Source organism: Pseudomonas sp. NFACC02, assembly GCF_900110765.1.
Taxonomy (GTDB): Bacteria; Pseudomonadota; Gammaproteobacteria; order Pseudomonadales; family Pseudomonadaceae; genus Aquipseudomonas.
This window is the reverse complement of sequence record NZ_FOEO01000012.1, coordinates 33,826-47,123: the sequence shown is the minus strand read 5'-3', so window position 1 is coordinate 47,123 and position 13,298 is coordinate 33,826. Positions and strand designations below refer to the sequence as shown.

General features: G+C 60.1%; 11 protein-coding genes. 5 read left to right on the top strand and 6 right to left on the bottom strand.

The window, feature by feature from the left end; genetic code table 11:
- Window positions 1–53: 53 nt before the first annotated feature.
- From BMY73_RS12640 to BMY73_RS12615, 6 genes are all read right to left on the bottom strand, one after another.
- Window positions 54–941 (bottom strand): alpha/beta hydrolase, encoded by an 888-nt coding sequence (locus BMY73_RS12640; protein ID WP_092407431.1) that lies wholly within the window; start codon window positions 939–941, stop codon window positions 54–56.
- Window positions 942–1,024: 83 nt separating this feature from the next.
- The gene (locus BMY73_RS12635; protein ID WP_092407429.1) at window positions 1,025–2,221 is read right to left on the bottom strand and encodes a contractile injection system protein, VgrG/Pvc8 family; all 1,197 of its coding nucleotides are present in this window, start codon (window positions 2,219–2,221) and stop codon (window positions 1,025–1,027) included.
- 187 nt (window positions 2,222–2,408) lie between these two features.
- Entirely contained in the window at window positions 2,409–4,322 is a 1,914-nt protein-coding gene (gene speA / locus BMY73_RS12630; protein ID WP_092407427.1) for an arginine decarboxylase, read from the bottom strand.
- 185 nt (window positions 4,323–4,507) lie between these two features.
- Window positions 4,508–4,879 (bottom strand): translation initiation factor Sui1, encoded by a 372-nt coding sequence (locus tag BMY73_RS12625; RefSeq protein ID WP_092407562.1) that lies wholly within the window; start codon window positions 4,877–4,879, stop codon window positions 4,508–4,510.
- A gap of 185 nt (window positions 4,880–5,064) precedes the next feature.
- The gene (locus tag BMY73_RS12620) at window positions 5,065–5,610 is read right to left on the bottom strand and encodes an NUDIX hydrolase (protein ID WP_062378844.1); all 546 of its coding nucleotides are present in this window, start codon (window positions 5,608–5,610) and stop codon (window positions 5,065–5,067) included.
- Between the two features lie 3 nt (window positions 5,611–5,613).
- Window positions 5,614–6,708 carry a DUF2333 family protein gene (locus BMY73_RS12615; RefSeq protein WP_092407425.1) on the bottom strand — a complete coding sequence of 365 codons (1,095 nt, stop codon included), beginning with the start codon at window positions 6,706–6,708 and terminating at the stop codon, window positions 5,614–5,616.
- 384 nt (window positions 6,709–7,092) lie between these two features.
- Between BMY73_RS12615 and BMY73_RS12610 the strand changes: the two genes are divergently transcribed.
- The 5 genes from BMY73_RS12610 (at window position 7,093) to accC (ending at window position 13,252) form a co-directional block, all read left to right on the top strand.
- Window positions 7,093–8,751 carry a response regulator gene (locus BMY73_RS12610; protein WP_062378847.1) on the top strand — a complete coding sequence of 553 codons (1,659 nt, stop codon included), beginning with the start codon at window positions 7,093–7,095 and terminating at the stop codon, window positions 8,749–8,751.
- 170 nt (window positions 8,752–8,921) lie between these two features.
- Window positions 8,922–10,709 (top strand): protein-disulfide reductase DsbD, encoded by a 1,788-nt coding sequence (locus tag BMY73_RS12605; protein ID WP_092407423.1) that lies wholly within the window; start codon window positions 8,922–8,924, stop codon window positions 10,707–10,709.
- Window positions 10,710–10,875: 166 nt separating this feature from the next.
- Window positions 10,876–11,328 (top strand): type II 3-dehydroquinate dehydratase, encoded by a 453-nt coding sequence (gene aroQ / locus BMY73_RS12600; RefSeq protein WP_062378850.1) that lies wholly within the window; start codon window positions 10,876–10,878, stop codon window positions 11,326–11,328.
- A gap of 80 nt (window positions 11,329–11,408) precedes the next feature.
- Window positions 11,409–11,870 carry an acetyl-CoA carboxylase biotin carboxyl carrier protein gene (accB, locus tag BMY73_RS12595; protein ID WP_062378852.1) on the top strand — a complete coding sequence of 154 codons (462 nt, stop codon included), beginning with the start codon at window positions 11,409–11,411 and terminating at the stop codon, window positions 11,868–11,870.
- A 17-nt stretch (window positions 11,871–11,887) separates the two neighbouring features.
- Window positions 11,888–13,252 carry an acetyl-CoA carboxylase biotin carboxylase subunit gene (accC, locus tag BMY73_RS12590; protein WP_062378854.1) on the top strand — a complete coding sequence of 455 codons (1,365 nt, stop codon included), beginning with the start codon at window positions 11,888–11,890 and terminating at the stop codon, window positions 13,250–13,252.
- Window positions 13,253–13,298: the final 46 nt, after the last annotated feature.

Here is a 13,298-nt window from a genome sequence, read left to right as displayed (position 1 = left end):
GGACGTCCCCCCAGGTGCCGCGTCGCTCCGAAGGCTTGATCTCGGTATCGACGTTACAAGTCGCGTCCTGCCAGCGGCGTCTGATCCTGCGCATGAATGAAATCGATCACTTCATCCAGCACCGGCGCCAGGCTGCGCATCGGTCGGGAGAACGCGGCCACCAGCGTCGCGTGTCCGGGTTTCGAAAAGTACAGTTCTCGTACCGATACACCTTGTTGCCGCAGGCGTCGGGCCATGCCGCCGGTGTTGCGTTGCGGGTCGACCAAGGTGTCGTCCGTGGCCGCGATCAACAGCGCGGGTGGCGAGGCGGCACTGACGTGGTTGATCGGTTGAGAATCAGGCGGTGAGTTAGGAAAGAAAAACACCGGCTTCACGTCCGGGTTTTCGATGGGTAGAAAGTCATACGGGCCGGCCAGACCGATCCAGCCACGCAGCATCGAGGGTTTCATACCCACACTGGCCAGCCACTTCGGATCCAGTGCCAGCATCGCGGCGTTGTACCCGCCCGCGCTGTGCCCCATCACGTAAAGCCGCGATGCATCGCCGCCATACTGGCCTATGTGTTCGCGGGTCCAACCCACTGCTCGCGCGCTGTCCTCCAGAAACCCTTGGTAATGCACCTGCGGATAAAGCCGGTAATCGGCCAACACTGCAACGATCCCGCGCGAAGCCAGCGCCTCACCGACGAAACGGTAGTCGCTGCGAGAGCCGCTGTTCCAACTGCCGCCATAGAAGAACACCACTACCGGCGCATTTTTTGCCGCGTGAGTCGGGGTGTAGACGTCCAGCCTGTTGCGCGGATCGCTGCCGTAGCGGAGGTCTGCCGTCCTGCTGAAGGTGTCCTCCGGTGTCAAGGCATTGAGCACCTTCAACGGCGAACACCCCATCATCAGCCCCAGCAGACCGCCGACAAAAAACCATTTCAGTGCCTTTCTGATCATCGCGCGTCCTCTTGGAAACGGTCAGAACAGTCATGGCCGCTTAGCGTTACGACTGCACCCCGGCGCAATAGTTGGATGCGCGTTCAGGCCCCCTTCCCCACGCCGTCACCCTGCGCGTCGGCAAGGGAGGACAATGCCACCCGCGGGCCGCTCAGTGTCAGGGTGTCGGTCGCAAGAGTGACCTGGCTCGAACCCACCCTGAACTGCAATTCGTTGTTCTCGGCCATATGTACGGTCAGTTGGTCATCGATCGAGAACTGCTGTGAGTCGCCCAGAAACGCTCGGCTGTCCACGCGTGCCGTGATCCCTGCGCACGCCGTGTTAGCGGGCCCTTCGTGTGCGACAGGATTGATGTCGGGATCCCACAACCGATGAGTGATAAAGGGATCGTCCGGGTTGTCATCACGAAAACTCACCACGACTTCCATCCCCCCCCACCATGGGTCATCAACGCCTTCGAGGCTCGGATCGAGAGGAATCCAGCACTCGTTGAAACGTGCGCCGTCGCCCTGGTTGCCCCATTCGAACCGGACATTGAGTCGCCCCCGCGCATCCCGCCTGGCTGGCTCGAACAATCTGCCGACGACACACGCCCGTTGTACGCTCAAACGCGGGGACATCGTTCGCGGCGCATCACCCCCAGCCCGGTTTGCAGGGCCGTCGGCAGGGCGCGACGAGACACCGAGGGCGGCTGTATCCGGCTTTTCGATAAACACCACCACATGCCGGGTGCGGGTGTGCTCGAAGTGATAGTGCATGTTCTCCTCGTCGCACAGACGTTGCACCAGTTGCAGATCGCTCTCGCAATACTGTGCGCAGTAATCGCGAACCCGACACGGTTGATGGCGTTGCCACAGGTAAGTGCTGTCATCGATTCCGTGTTCGCTCAGGACTTGCGTGATGATCTGATGGGCAGTCATGTCCTGAAAGATGCGCCGATTGTGCCGATACGCCATGAGCCCCATTCGTGGTCCCAACGTGATGAGGTAGCGTCTGGGCCGAAACCCCGACAGGTCGCCGAAGACATCCTCGCGCGTACTGCGCACGATGCTCTGGATATGCCCGTGAATGCCGGAGTGCGCGTTTTTGACATGCAGATACGCCGGGCAGAACAGCAGCTCATGGGCCTCCAGCGGGGTGCTGAGGGGAACGAAAACTTCCAGCTGAAAGGTGTAGGGCTGGTTGTACGTTTCGCCTCCCTGACAGGTCAGCACCTCGATGACCCGCTTGGGACGGTTGAGCTCCAGACGCAGATTGGCGGCATTGACGAACGGGTGCATGGGACGGGCGACCTCTACAGACTGATTCAGACGGGGCGGCGATTCTGGAGGAGAAGGCGCGTCAAGTAGAGGGGGTAAACGCAGAACAGGAAATGACCTACAGAAGCGGACAGCAGGCCGCCAACAATATGTAGGAGAAATAAAAAACGGGCCCGTCAGGGGCCCGCTCCGAAGGCGTTGCCGGCGATCAGGACGACAGGTAGGAAGACCGCGTCAGACCCAGGCGCAGCGCGTCCAGGTAGTGGGTCCGCTCACGCGGGCTGATCTTGGCGCTGGCGACTTTGTCCCGGTAGTGGGTCATCAGTTCTTCCGGCGACAAGTGCACGTAACGCAGCATGTCTTCGATGGTGTCGTGGGTTTCGATGCCCGCCGAGTAAGCGCTGCCATCGGCGTTCTGGTAGATGTTCACCGAGTCGGTGTCACCGAACAGGTTGTGCATGTCGCCCAGGATTTCCTGATACGCACCCACCAGGAATACGCCCAGCAGATAGTCTTCGCCTTCGTTCAGGGCGTGAACCGGCAAACTGGTTTCGATGCTCTGCTCGTCGACGTACTGATTGATCTTGCCGTCGGAGTCGCAGGTCAGGTCTTGCAGAACCGCACGACGCAGCGGCTCTTCGTCCAGACGGTGCAACGGAATGATCGGCAACACCTGATCGATCGCCCAGGTGTCCGGCAAGCTCTGGAACACCGAGAAGTTGCAGATGTACTTGTCGGCCAGCTTGTCGTTGAGCTCGTCCAGCACCTGACGGTGCGAGCGCTGACGCGCCTTCAGCGAGTTGTGCAGACGGCGGCAGACCGCGAAATAGCACTGTTCGCCCAGGGCCTTCTGCGCCAGCGTGATCTTGCCATCCGAGTACTGCGAGGCGATGTCGCTCATGTAATGCGTGGCACGCCAGTAGGTTTCGGTGACCATCTCGATGTCGGTCGGCCCCAGCAGATCAATCAGCCACTGCAGGGTTTCCGGCAGGTTTTCCTTGTCGGTGATGTCTGGCACTTCATCGTTGTGACGCTCGACGTCGGTGACCTGAATCACCAGCATTGCGTGGTGCGCGGTCAGCGACCGGCCGCTTTCCGAAAAGATGTGCGGGTGCGGCAGACCCTGCGCATCGCAGAACTCCTTGAGCATGCCGACCACGACACCGGCGTAATCGTCCATGTCGTAGTTGATGGAACTGGCGTTGCGCGAGTGGGTACCGTCATAGTCGACCCCCAGACCGCCGCCAACGTCGATGTGGTCAACCGGCAAGCCCAGATTCCGCAGTTCGCCGTAGTAACGAATCGCTTCCTTGAAGCCATGTTGATAGTCCGCAAGGTTGGCGATCTGCGAGCCCATGTGGAAGTGCAGCAGACGGATGCCCTGATCCAGACCGGCCTTGGTAAAGCGCTCGACGACCGACAACAGCTGAGCTGCGGACAAACCGAACTTGGACTTTTCGCCGCCGGTGTCAGCCCACTTGCTCGACGCCAGCGATGACAGGCGCACGCGCAGACCGACCTGGGGCGCGACCTTGAGCTCGGCGGCCTCCTCGATCACCAGTTCGACTTCGGATTCTTTCTCGATGACGATGAAGACGTTGTGGCCCAGCTTCTGCCCCATCAACGCCAGACGGATGAACTCGCGGTCCTTGTAACCGTTGCAGACGATGGTGCCGCCTTTCGGCGCCAGGGCCAGCACGGCCATCAGCTCAGGCTTGGAGCCGGCTTCAAGGCCGATGGAAACGTTCTGCGTGGCAATGATGTTTTCCACCACCGCCTCTTGCTGGTTGACCTTGATCGGGTACAGCGCGGTGTATTTGCTCTGGTACTCCAGACGCTCGATATTCTCGTCGAACGCACCGGTCAGCTGACGCACGCGGTCTTGCAGGATGTCAGGGAAGCGCACCAGCAGTGGCAACGACAAACCGCTCTTGCGCAGCTCGTCTACCTGCTCGTAAAGGTCGATGGGCGAACTGCCCGGACCATTGGGACGAACTTCAACGCGGCCGGCTTCGTTGATAGCAAAATAACCAGCCCCCCAATGACGAATCCCATAGACACTGCGGCTGTCTGCCACGGTCCATTGGCTGCCATCGTCTTTGCGTGTGCGTCGTACGGACATCGAAGTCCCCTATATAGAAGTCATAAAGCCCCGGCCTGACCGGCTGGGCGCAGTGTATAGAGTGGAAATGACGGTTTGGCGCCAGCTCGCTGTGCGGCAGTAGACCCGCATCGAACAGCAGAGTTTGTTTTTACAGACCAGTACCAGACCGACAACGAACCCCAAGGCGGGTTGGACAGGACGATTCAACCGCCCGACTTTTTCGCCTTGAAGCCCTGCTTGACCAGTTCCGCCAGCAGCGTCTCGACATGATCGCCCTGGATCTCGATCACGCCGTCCTTGAGTGCTCCACCGGTTCCGCAGCGACGTTTGAGCGTAGTCGCCAGCTCCTTGAGCGCATCCTCGGCCAGCGGCACGCCGGTGATGGTCGTCACCGTCTTGCCGCCGCGACCTTTGCTCTCGCGGCGGACACGGGCGATCCCGTCACCTTCGGGGATAACGGATTTCTTGCAGATACAGGCATCGACGGGCTGACGGCAGTCGGGACAGTGCCGTCCTGCGTCGGTTGAAAACACCAGGCCACCGAGGGCGGCGAAGGATGCGGCTTTTTTGGCCACCGGCAATCCTCTTCTTGAGGACCAAAGTCTGGTCGGGCAGACGGTTGGAAGCACGCTGCTGGGCCGACCGCGAAGCCCCACTCAGGCAGGGGCAGCGCTACTGAACCGCATGGCAGTCCAGCTTGAAAAAGGTCGCGCAGTGTAACGGCAAAAAGCGTTGATGCTAAGTGCAAATATGCGCCAATTTACGGGACATTTGCGACGTTGGCCAAATAGCGCTTCAACGCCGCCAGAGAGTCCGGGCAATAAGGCTTTTCGGCGGTTTCGCGCAGCACCTGATCGACTGCGATGAAGCGCGCTTCAATCACCTCTTCTGGCTGAAGTGTCAACGGCCCGTCCCAGACCGCTGAAAACACCGCGCACCACAAGCGGTTGTCAGGCTGATCGAAGAAAAACCGCTCGTGGACGGTCAACTCGACACCCGAAACGCCCAGCTCCTCTTCCAGTTCACGCGCAGCCGACTCGACATAACTCTCATCGGCCTGAACCATCCCGCCGGCGGCAACATCCCAGTAACCGGGATAGATCGCCTTGCTAAGCGTGCGCCGATGCACACACAGCTCGCCAGCGGAATTGAACAGCAGAATGTAGGTGCCACGACCGATCAGCCCACGTTCGCGTAACTCGGCGCGAGGCAACGAGCCCAGCAGTCGATCCTGACGATCGACCCAGGCAATCCGTTCGGCATCGGAAGCCGCGCGGTGCGCGACTTCCCTCTCAGAGAAAGACATCGATCAACCCTGAGACAACAACTGGCGCAAGTCGATGACCGCAGCGTTGGCGCGCGACAGGTAGTTGGCCATGACCAGCGAGTGGTTGGCGAGCACACCGAACGGGCTACCGTTGAGAATCACCGGGCTCCACATCGGCTCCTGGGACGCTTCCAGCTCACGAATGATCTGGCGCACGCTCACTGTCGCGTTCTTTTTCGCCAGCACATCGGCGAAATCAACCTCGATTGCACGCAGCAAGTGGGACAACGCCCATGCTTGACCACGCGCCTCGTAGAACACGTTGTCGATCTGCATCCATGGGGTTTCGACGATCTCTTCGTCGACCTGCGGCACTTCGCCCGGCTTCACGGTCACCGTGGACTGCGCTTCGGTTTTCAACGTGCTGTTGAGCTTGACCCGCCCCACGCTGGCCGACAGACGCTGGGACAGCGACCCCAGACGAGTACCGACATCGCCCAGCCAGTTGTTCAGGTTGTCGGCGCGGGTGTAGAACAGCGCGCCTTTCTGGTTCGGATCGGACAAGCGCGCCTGGTAACGGCTGAGTGCGGCGATGCCATCGCGGTACTGGGACTCACTTGAAGGCAGCACCCAGCTCTTGTTGTCGAAGTTGAACAATGGTTCGGCGCGCGCCAGGTCGCTGTCTTCGGCCGACTGCGATTGTGAACGGGCGAAGTCTTTGCGCAACGCACGGCTCAAATCACGCACCTGGACCAGCACGCCATATTCCCAGCTCGGCATGTTGTCCATCCACAGGCCCGGCGGGAAACGGTCGTTGGAAATGTAGCCGCCTGGCTTGTCGAGCAAGGTCGATGCGACGGTCTTGAGCGTCTCGACGGTGGTGTAGCCGATCACCATCTGCTTGCCTTCACGCTCGGCGGCGGCCTGAGCCTGCTGCTGAACCGGAAACAGAGCAGGTTCGCTGCTCCACCAGATGCCCAGCACGACGGTGACCACCAGATAGATGCCGATCACGGCACCTACGGCACGGCTGAAGAACAAGCCGCCCCAATAGCCCCGAGGCGCCTTGCCCACTGGCTTCTCATCAACACGTTCACCCCCGCCCGCAGTGCCCGAGCGCTTCTTCCAATCCAGCATGGCCTTGTCCTTTCAATCACGGAATTCAGTGCTTAGGACCGCAACCTTACAGCAAGGTGCGTTTGGCAGGAACGCGCCGGAAGGTCCAGTTGCGTAATCGACAGGCCTGTAGGCGTCATGCGGTATCCGGTGACACAGACGCTTCCGAGCCGCTTGCCCGAGCGAAGCGTTACGCATCAGGCATAACCTGACTGCAAGGTCACGCAACCACTCATCAGATTTTTGTCGAACATTACACCGTATCGCTTTGAAAAGATGGAAATTTGACGCGTAATTCGCTGAAAAAATGACAACAAAATGACTTGTGGTGCACTCGTTCTCTAAAACTAGTGCTAGCATACCGCCAGCATTTGCATCAGGGTTTCCCCTATAAGTAGTCAGGACATGACCGAAGCAGAAGATCCAAGCCGCGACCGCCTCAAGCTTCATTTCGCCCAGCGCGTCATCCACCAGGCACGCCAGATCCTGGAGGTCTGGCAGCGCCTGCAGCAGAGCGAATGGTCGGTGGCCGACATGGAAGAGCTCAGTGAGGCAAACCAGCGGCTGCTGCGTTTCGCCGAGCGCTTCGAACAGGCCGAACACGCTCAACTGGCGCGCAGCATCAGTCACTCCCTACACGAAGTGGAAGCCAACCGCGGTCGCTTGAGCAGTGGATTGATCACGGACCTCAACCGCCTGATGCAGCGACTGTCGCGCACCGGTTTGCGCCATGGGGACCGCCTGGAACACACCGCGTTGCCGCCACTGCGCAAGCCTATTTACGTGATGCTCCAAGATTACGAGCGTGCCGAGCGGCTGGCCAAACAACTGGAATTCTTCGGATTGAGTGCACAGTCGCTCGACAGTATTCAGGCCTTTCACGCGACGCTGGCCGAGCGGTTGCCTGCCGCCGTGGTGATGGACGTGGATTTTGGCGGCGTCGGCGAAGGTCTGAAACTGGCCGCCAAAATGCAGGAAGGCCTTGAACAGAAGCTGCCGTTGCTGTTCTTCAGTCATCACGAAACCGACACGCCCACGCGGCTGGCAGCCGTGCGCGCTGGCGGCGAAGAGTTTCTGACCGGTACGCTGGAGGCCTCCAGCCTGCTGGAGAAAATCGAGATCCTCACGCGGGTCGCGCAGTACGAGCCTTATAAAGTGCTGATCATCGACGACTCGCGCGCGCAGGCCACACACACCGAACGCCTGCTGAACAGCGCGGGCATCGTCACCCGCACGCTGCTCGACCCTATCCAGACCATGGCGGAGCTGGCGGACTTTCAGCCAGACCTGATCATCCTCGACATGTACATGCCAGGCTGCACAGGCACGGAGCTGGCGAAGGTGATTCGCCACAACGACCGTTATGTCAGCGTGCCGATCATCTACCTTTCGGCTGAAGACGATCTGGATAAACAACTGGACGCGATGAGCGAAGGGGGCGACGACTTCCTCACCAAACCGATCAAGCCACGCCACTTGATCACCACGGTGCGCAACCGTGCAGCACGGGCACGCAACCTCAAGGCTCGCATGGTACGCGACAGCCTCACCGGGCTTTATAACCACACGCACATTCTGCAGTTGCTCGAAGATTGCAGTTTTCGCGCGCGCCGCGAGAACAAGCCGCTGAGCTTCGCGATGCTGGACATTGACCACTTCAAGAAGGTCAACGATGGCCACGGTCACCCCATGGGCGACCGTGTGATCAAAAGCTTGGCGTTGTTTCTGAAACAGCGCCTGCGCAAGACCGACTTCATCGGTCGTTACGGCGGCGAAGAGTTCGCTGTGGTCATGCCCGACACCGATCTGAACGCAGCCTATGGCGTATTGGACGAAATCCGTCGGCGCTTCGCCGAGATTCACTACCCCGCACAACCGACCGATCTGTTCTGTACATTCAGCGCCGGCGTGGTCGAGCTGGGCGAACATGACGATGCATTGATGATGGCGTCACAGGCAGACGAGGCGCTGTACCGCGCGAAGAAGGCCGGGCGTAATCAGGTGCACGGTTTGCGGGACGAGTTGATGCTGGTGAGAAAGCATCCGACGGTGGACATCAGCTAGTCCACATGCCGCGCTCAATCTGACACGGCGAAGTTGCTCGCCAGATCGCGATCGCGGGCAAGCGCGCTCCTACAAGGACTGCGTGCGCCGCCGGATAGAACCACCGCACTTCCCTGCACCTGCGCAAACACTCCGCTATCATGCGCGGACCTCTGTGATGCGAGACCACCATGCGACGCCTGCTTTGTCTGATACTGCTGACCTTCGCCCTGCCCGCTTTCAGCGCGAGCCTGCTGGACAGTCGGCCTGCTTCCACACTGGGCGGCGCTGCCCTCGACAACAGCAAGGATTTCCTGCCGGTTCGTCAGGCCTTTCAACTGAACCTGATCGACACCTCCCCTGAGTCGATCAGATTGCAGTTCGTCGCCACCGAAGGCTATTACCTGTACCGCCATCGTTTCCAGTTTCGGACCGAGCCGGCCGACATCGGCCTGGGCGCAGCGCAACTGCCTGACGGCGAAAAGAAGCACGACGAATACTTCGGCGACGTGGAGGTCTATCACGGCATTCTCGACGTCAGCCTCCCGCGCAAAGCCGGCGACACCCGCCCCTTCACGCTGGTCGTGACCTATCAGGGCTGTGCGGACAAAGGCCTGTGCTACCCGCCTGAAACCGAGCGATTGAGCATTGGACGCACTGCGCCCTCGAAGGTCGAGGCAGCGGCCACAAGCCAAAGCGACACGCCGCTCAGCTGGAAACAACTGGCGCTGTTTTTCCTCGCAGGCGTCGGCCTGACTTTCACCCCCTGCGTGTTGCCCATGCTGCCGATTCTCTCCGGCGTGGTGTTGAGAGGGCAGATTGGCGGATTGCGTGGCTTGTCTCTGTCGCTGGCGTATGTACTGCCGATGGCGATCTGTTTCGCGCTGCTCGGTGCGCTCATGGGGGTGTTCGGCGCGAGCCTCAATCTGCAGGCTCGCCTGCAATCGGCCTGGGTGCTGGTGCCGTTTTCACTGTTCTTCGTGGTGTTCGCCATCGCCATGTTCGGCGCCTTCGAACTGCGCCTGCCCCGGGTGCTGAACGACAGACTCGACCGCATCGCGGGCACGACCCAGGGCGGCTCACTGTGGGGCGCTGCGGTGCTGGGCGTCGTTTCAAGCCTGCTGGTTTCACCTTGCGTTTCAGCGCCTCTGGCTGGCGCCTTGCTCTACATCAGTGCCAGCGGCGACGCATTGGGCGGCGCCTTGAAATTGTTCGCTCTCGGCCTGGGCATGGGCGCGCCGCTGGTCGTCGTCGCCACCGGCGGTGCCGCTTGGCTGCCGAAAAGCGGCCCCTGGCTGGTCACGGTCAAGAATGCGATTGGCGTTTTGCTGCTAGCGCTCGCAATCGCGCTGCTCAGCCGCGTCATCCCGGGCCAGATTACGCTGGTCCTGATCGGCCTTCTATGGGCGGGCGTCGCGGTGTTCCTCGGCGCACTGGAATTCACCGAAAAGACCACGCGCGGTCGCCTTGCCCAACTGCTCGGTTTGTTTCTCCTGGTCTACGCTCTTTCCTGCTGGTACGGAGCGCTCAGCGGACAGACGGATCCGTTACGACCGTTGGGCCGCGCCCAGGTGGCGCAGATCTCCGGCGAGCAGGGATGGAAAACAGCGGAGCAATGGCAGACCGTGACCCGGCCAGACGAGCTGGACCGCATCCTCGCGGCGTCCAGGACCGCCGAAAAACCGGTGCTGGTCGACTGGTACGCGGACTGGTGCATCAGTTGCAAAGTGATCGAGCACGAGGTCCTGCCAAATCCGGAAATTGTCAGTCAGCTCAAGGGGTTTCGTTTGATTCGCTTCGACATGACCGACAGCAGCCCAGAGCAGCGTGCATTGCTGGATCGTTACAAATTGTTTGGTCCACCGGCGTTGCTGTTTTTCGGAAAAGACGGGAACGAGCTGACAAATGCACGCGTCGTCGGCGAAATTGATGTTCAGGGCTTCTCCGAGCACCTTTCTAGAGCAAATGACCAAATTTAGGCTCTTAGTCACAAACTTTGCGTGAACATCGGACATCGTGCTGAATATTGTCGGTAACTGGACAGTCCATTGCGCTTTCCGGCATAGTCGCTGCGCTTCAACGGTTTGTACCTGCATCCTGTCTCGCCCTCGCGGCGTCGACAACGCACACAACAAGGAACACACGATGGCGACCTTTCTGGTTCTTCACGGACCTAACCTGAATCTGCTGGGCACCCGCGAACCGGGGATCTATGGCTCGATCACGTTGGCCGATATCAACCAGGATCTGGAGAAGCGTGCGCGCGAAGCCGGCCACCATCTGATGTACCTGCAAAGCAATGCCGAGTACGAATTGATCGACCGCATCCACGCTGCGCGCGATGAAGGCGTGGACTTCATTCTGATCAATCCGGCTGCTTTTACTCACACAAGTGTCGCAATACGTGACGCATTGCTGGGAGTGAGCATCCCATTCATCGAAGTGCACCTCTCGAACGTGCACAAGCGCGAACCTTTCCGCCATCACTCCTACTTTTCAGATGTCGCTGTAGGCGTGATCTGCGGCCTTGGCGCCAGCGGTTACCGACTGGCCCTGGAGGCTGCCCTGGAACAACTGGCCAATCGTTCAAAGGCATGAGCGGCGCAGTTTCGCACTGAGCCACACAGCCTGAACCGGCTACCGAATACCCCTGACCGTCCCTTGGGAGTTGATGATTAATGGATATCCGTAAAGTCAAGAAACTGATCGAACTGCTGGAAGAGTCTGGCATCGACGAACTGGAAATCCGTGAAGGCGAAGAGTCCGTACGAATCAGCCGTCACAGCAAGACTCCAGCACAGCAGTACTACGCGCCGGCACCGGTCGCCGCTCCGGCAGCACCGGCTCCAGCCGCCGCACCTGTCGCTGCCGCTGCGGCCGAAGCGCCAGCCGCCGCAAAACTGAACGGCACCGTAGCCCGTTCGCCAATGGTCGGCACCTTCTACCGCAAAGCTTCGCCGTCCTCGCCTGCCTTCGTTGAAGTCGGCCAGACCGTGAAGAAAGGCGACACCCTGTGCATCGTCGAAGCGATGAAAATGATGAACCACATCGAAGCCGAAACCAGCGGCGTGATCGAGTCCATCCTCGTCGAAGACGGCCAGCCGGTTGAGTATGACCAGCCGCTGTTCACCATCGTTTGAACCGCGGAGAGCCAACGATGTTGAAACCTGCGAAGTTGGAAAAAGTTCTGATCGCCAACCGCGGTGAAATTGCCCTGCGGATCCTGCGTGCCTGCAAAGAGCTGGGCATCAAGACCGTCGCCGTTTACTCCAAGGCTGACAAGGACCTGATGCACCTGGGTCTGGCGGACGAATCCGTCTGCATCGGTCCGGCATCGGCTGCTCAGTCCTACCTGCACATCCCGGCGATCATTGCGGCCGCCGAAGTGACCGGCGCCACGGCGATTCACCCTGGCTACGGCTTCCTGGCCGAAAACGCCGATTTCGCCGAGCAGGTCGAGAAATCCGGTTTTGCCTTCATCGGCCCCAAAGCTGACACCATTCGCCTGATGGGCGACAAAGTGTCGGCCAAGGACGCCATGATCAAGGCGAACGTGCCGACGGTTCCGGGCTCAGACGGCCCACTGCCGGAAGACGAAGAAGAAGCGCTGCGCATCGGCCGTCAGGTCGGTTACCCGGTGATCATCAAAGCCGCTGGCGGCGGCGGTGGTCGCGGCATGCGCGTGGTCCACAAGGAAGAAGACCTGATCGCTTCGGCCAAACTGACCCGTAGCGAAGCCGGTGCTGCCTTCGGCAACCCGATGGTCTATCTGGAGAAATTCCTGACCAACCCACGTCACGTGGAAGTCCAGGTACTGTCCGACGGCCAGGGTCACGCCATCCACCTGGGCGACCGTGATTGCTCGCTGCAACGCCGCCACCAGAAAGTGCTTGAAGAAGCGCCGGCGCCTGGCATCGACGAAAAAGCCCGCGCAGAAGTGCTGGCGCGTTGCGTCAAGGCCTGCATCGACATCGGTTATCGCGGTGCCGGTACGTTCGAATTCCTGTACGAAAACGGCGCGTTCTATTTCATTGAAATGAACACCCGCGTTCAGGTAGAGCACCCGGTTTCGGAAATGGTCACCGGCATCGACATCGTCAAGGAGATGCTGAGCATCGCCGCTGGCAATGTGTTGTCGTACACCCAGGATGACGTGAAGATTCACGGTCACGCCCTTGAGTGCCGGATCAACGCCGAAGACCCGAAAACCTTCATGCCAAGCCCTGGCACGGTCAAGCATTTCCATGCACCGGGCGGTAACGGCGTTCGCGTCGACTCGCACCTGTACAGCGGTTATGCGGTTCCACCGAACTACGACTCGCTGATTGGCAAGCTGATCACCTGGGGCAAGGACCGCGATGAAGCCATGGCTCGCATGCGCAATGCCCTGGACGAAATCGTGGTCGACGGGATCAAGACCAACATCCCGCTGCACCGTGATCTGACCCGCGATGAAGGCTTCTGCAAAGGCGGCGTCAACATTCACTACCTGGAACACAAACTGGCCGGTGAGAAACACTGATCCGCCCATCAAGTGCTGCAGACCAACAAAGCCGCTTTCGAGCGGC

Coding starts and splice junctions, on each gene's coding strand:
- BMY73_RS12640 (WP_092407431.1), bottom strand. CDS start 941: ATGATCAGAAAGGCACTGAAATGGTTTTTTGTCGGCGGTCTGCTGGGG.
- BMY73_RS12635 (WP_092407429.1), bottom strand. CDS start 2,221: ATGCACCCGTTCGTCAATGCCGCCAATCTGCGTCTGGAGCTCAACCGT.
- speA (WP_092407427.1), bottom strand. CDS start 4,322: ATGTCCGTACGACGCACACGCAAAGACGATGGCAGCCAATGGACCGTG.
- BMY73_RS12620 (WP_062378844.1), bottom strand. CDS start 5,610: ATGTCTTTCTCTGAGAGGGAAGTCGCGCACCGCGCGGCTTCCGATGCC.
- BMY73_RS12615 (WP_092407425.1), bottom strand. CDS start 6,708: ATGCTGGATTGGAAGAAGCGCTCGGGCACTGCGGGCGGGGGTGAACGT.
- BMY73_RS12610 (WP_062378847.1), top strand. CDS start 7,093: ATGACCGAAGCAGAAGATCCAAGCCGCGACCGCCTCAAGCTTCATTTC.
- BMY73_RS12605 (WP_092407423.1), top strand. CDS start 8,922: ATGCGACGCCTGCTTTGTCTGATACTGCTGACCTTCGCCCTGCCCGCT.
- aroQ (WP_062378850.1), top strand. CDS start 10,876: ATGGCGACCTTTCTGGTTCTTCACGGACCTAACCTGAATCTGCTGGGC.
- accB (WP_062378852.1), top strand. CDS start 11,409: ATGGATATCCGTAAAGTCAAGAAACTGATCGAACTGCTGGAAGAGTCT.
- accC (WP_062378854.1), top strand. CDS start 11,888: ATGTTGAAACCTGCGAAGTTGGAAAAAGTTCTGATCGCCAACCGCGGT.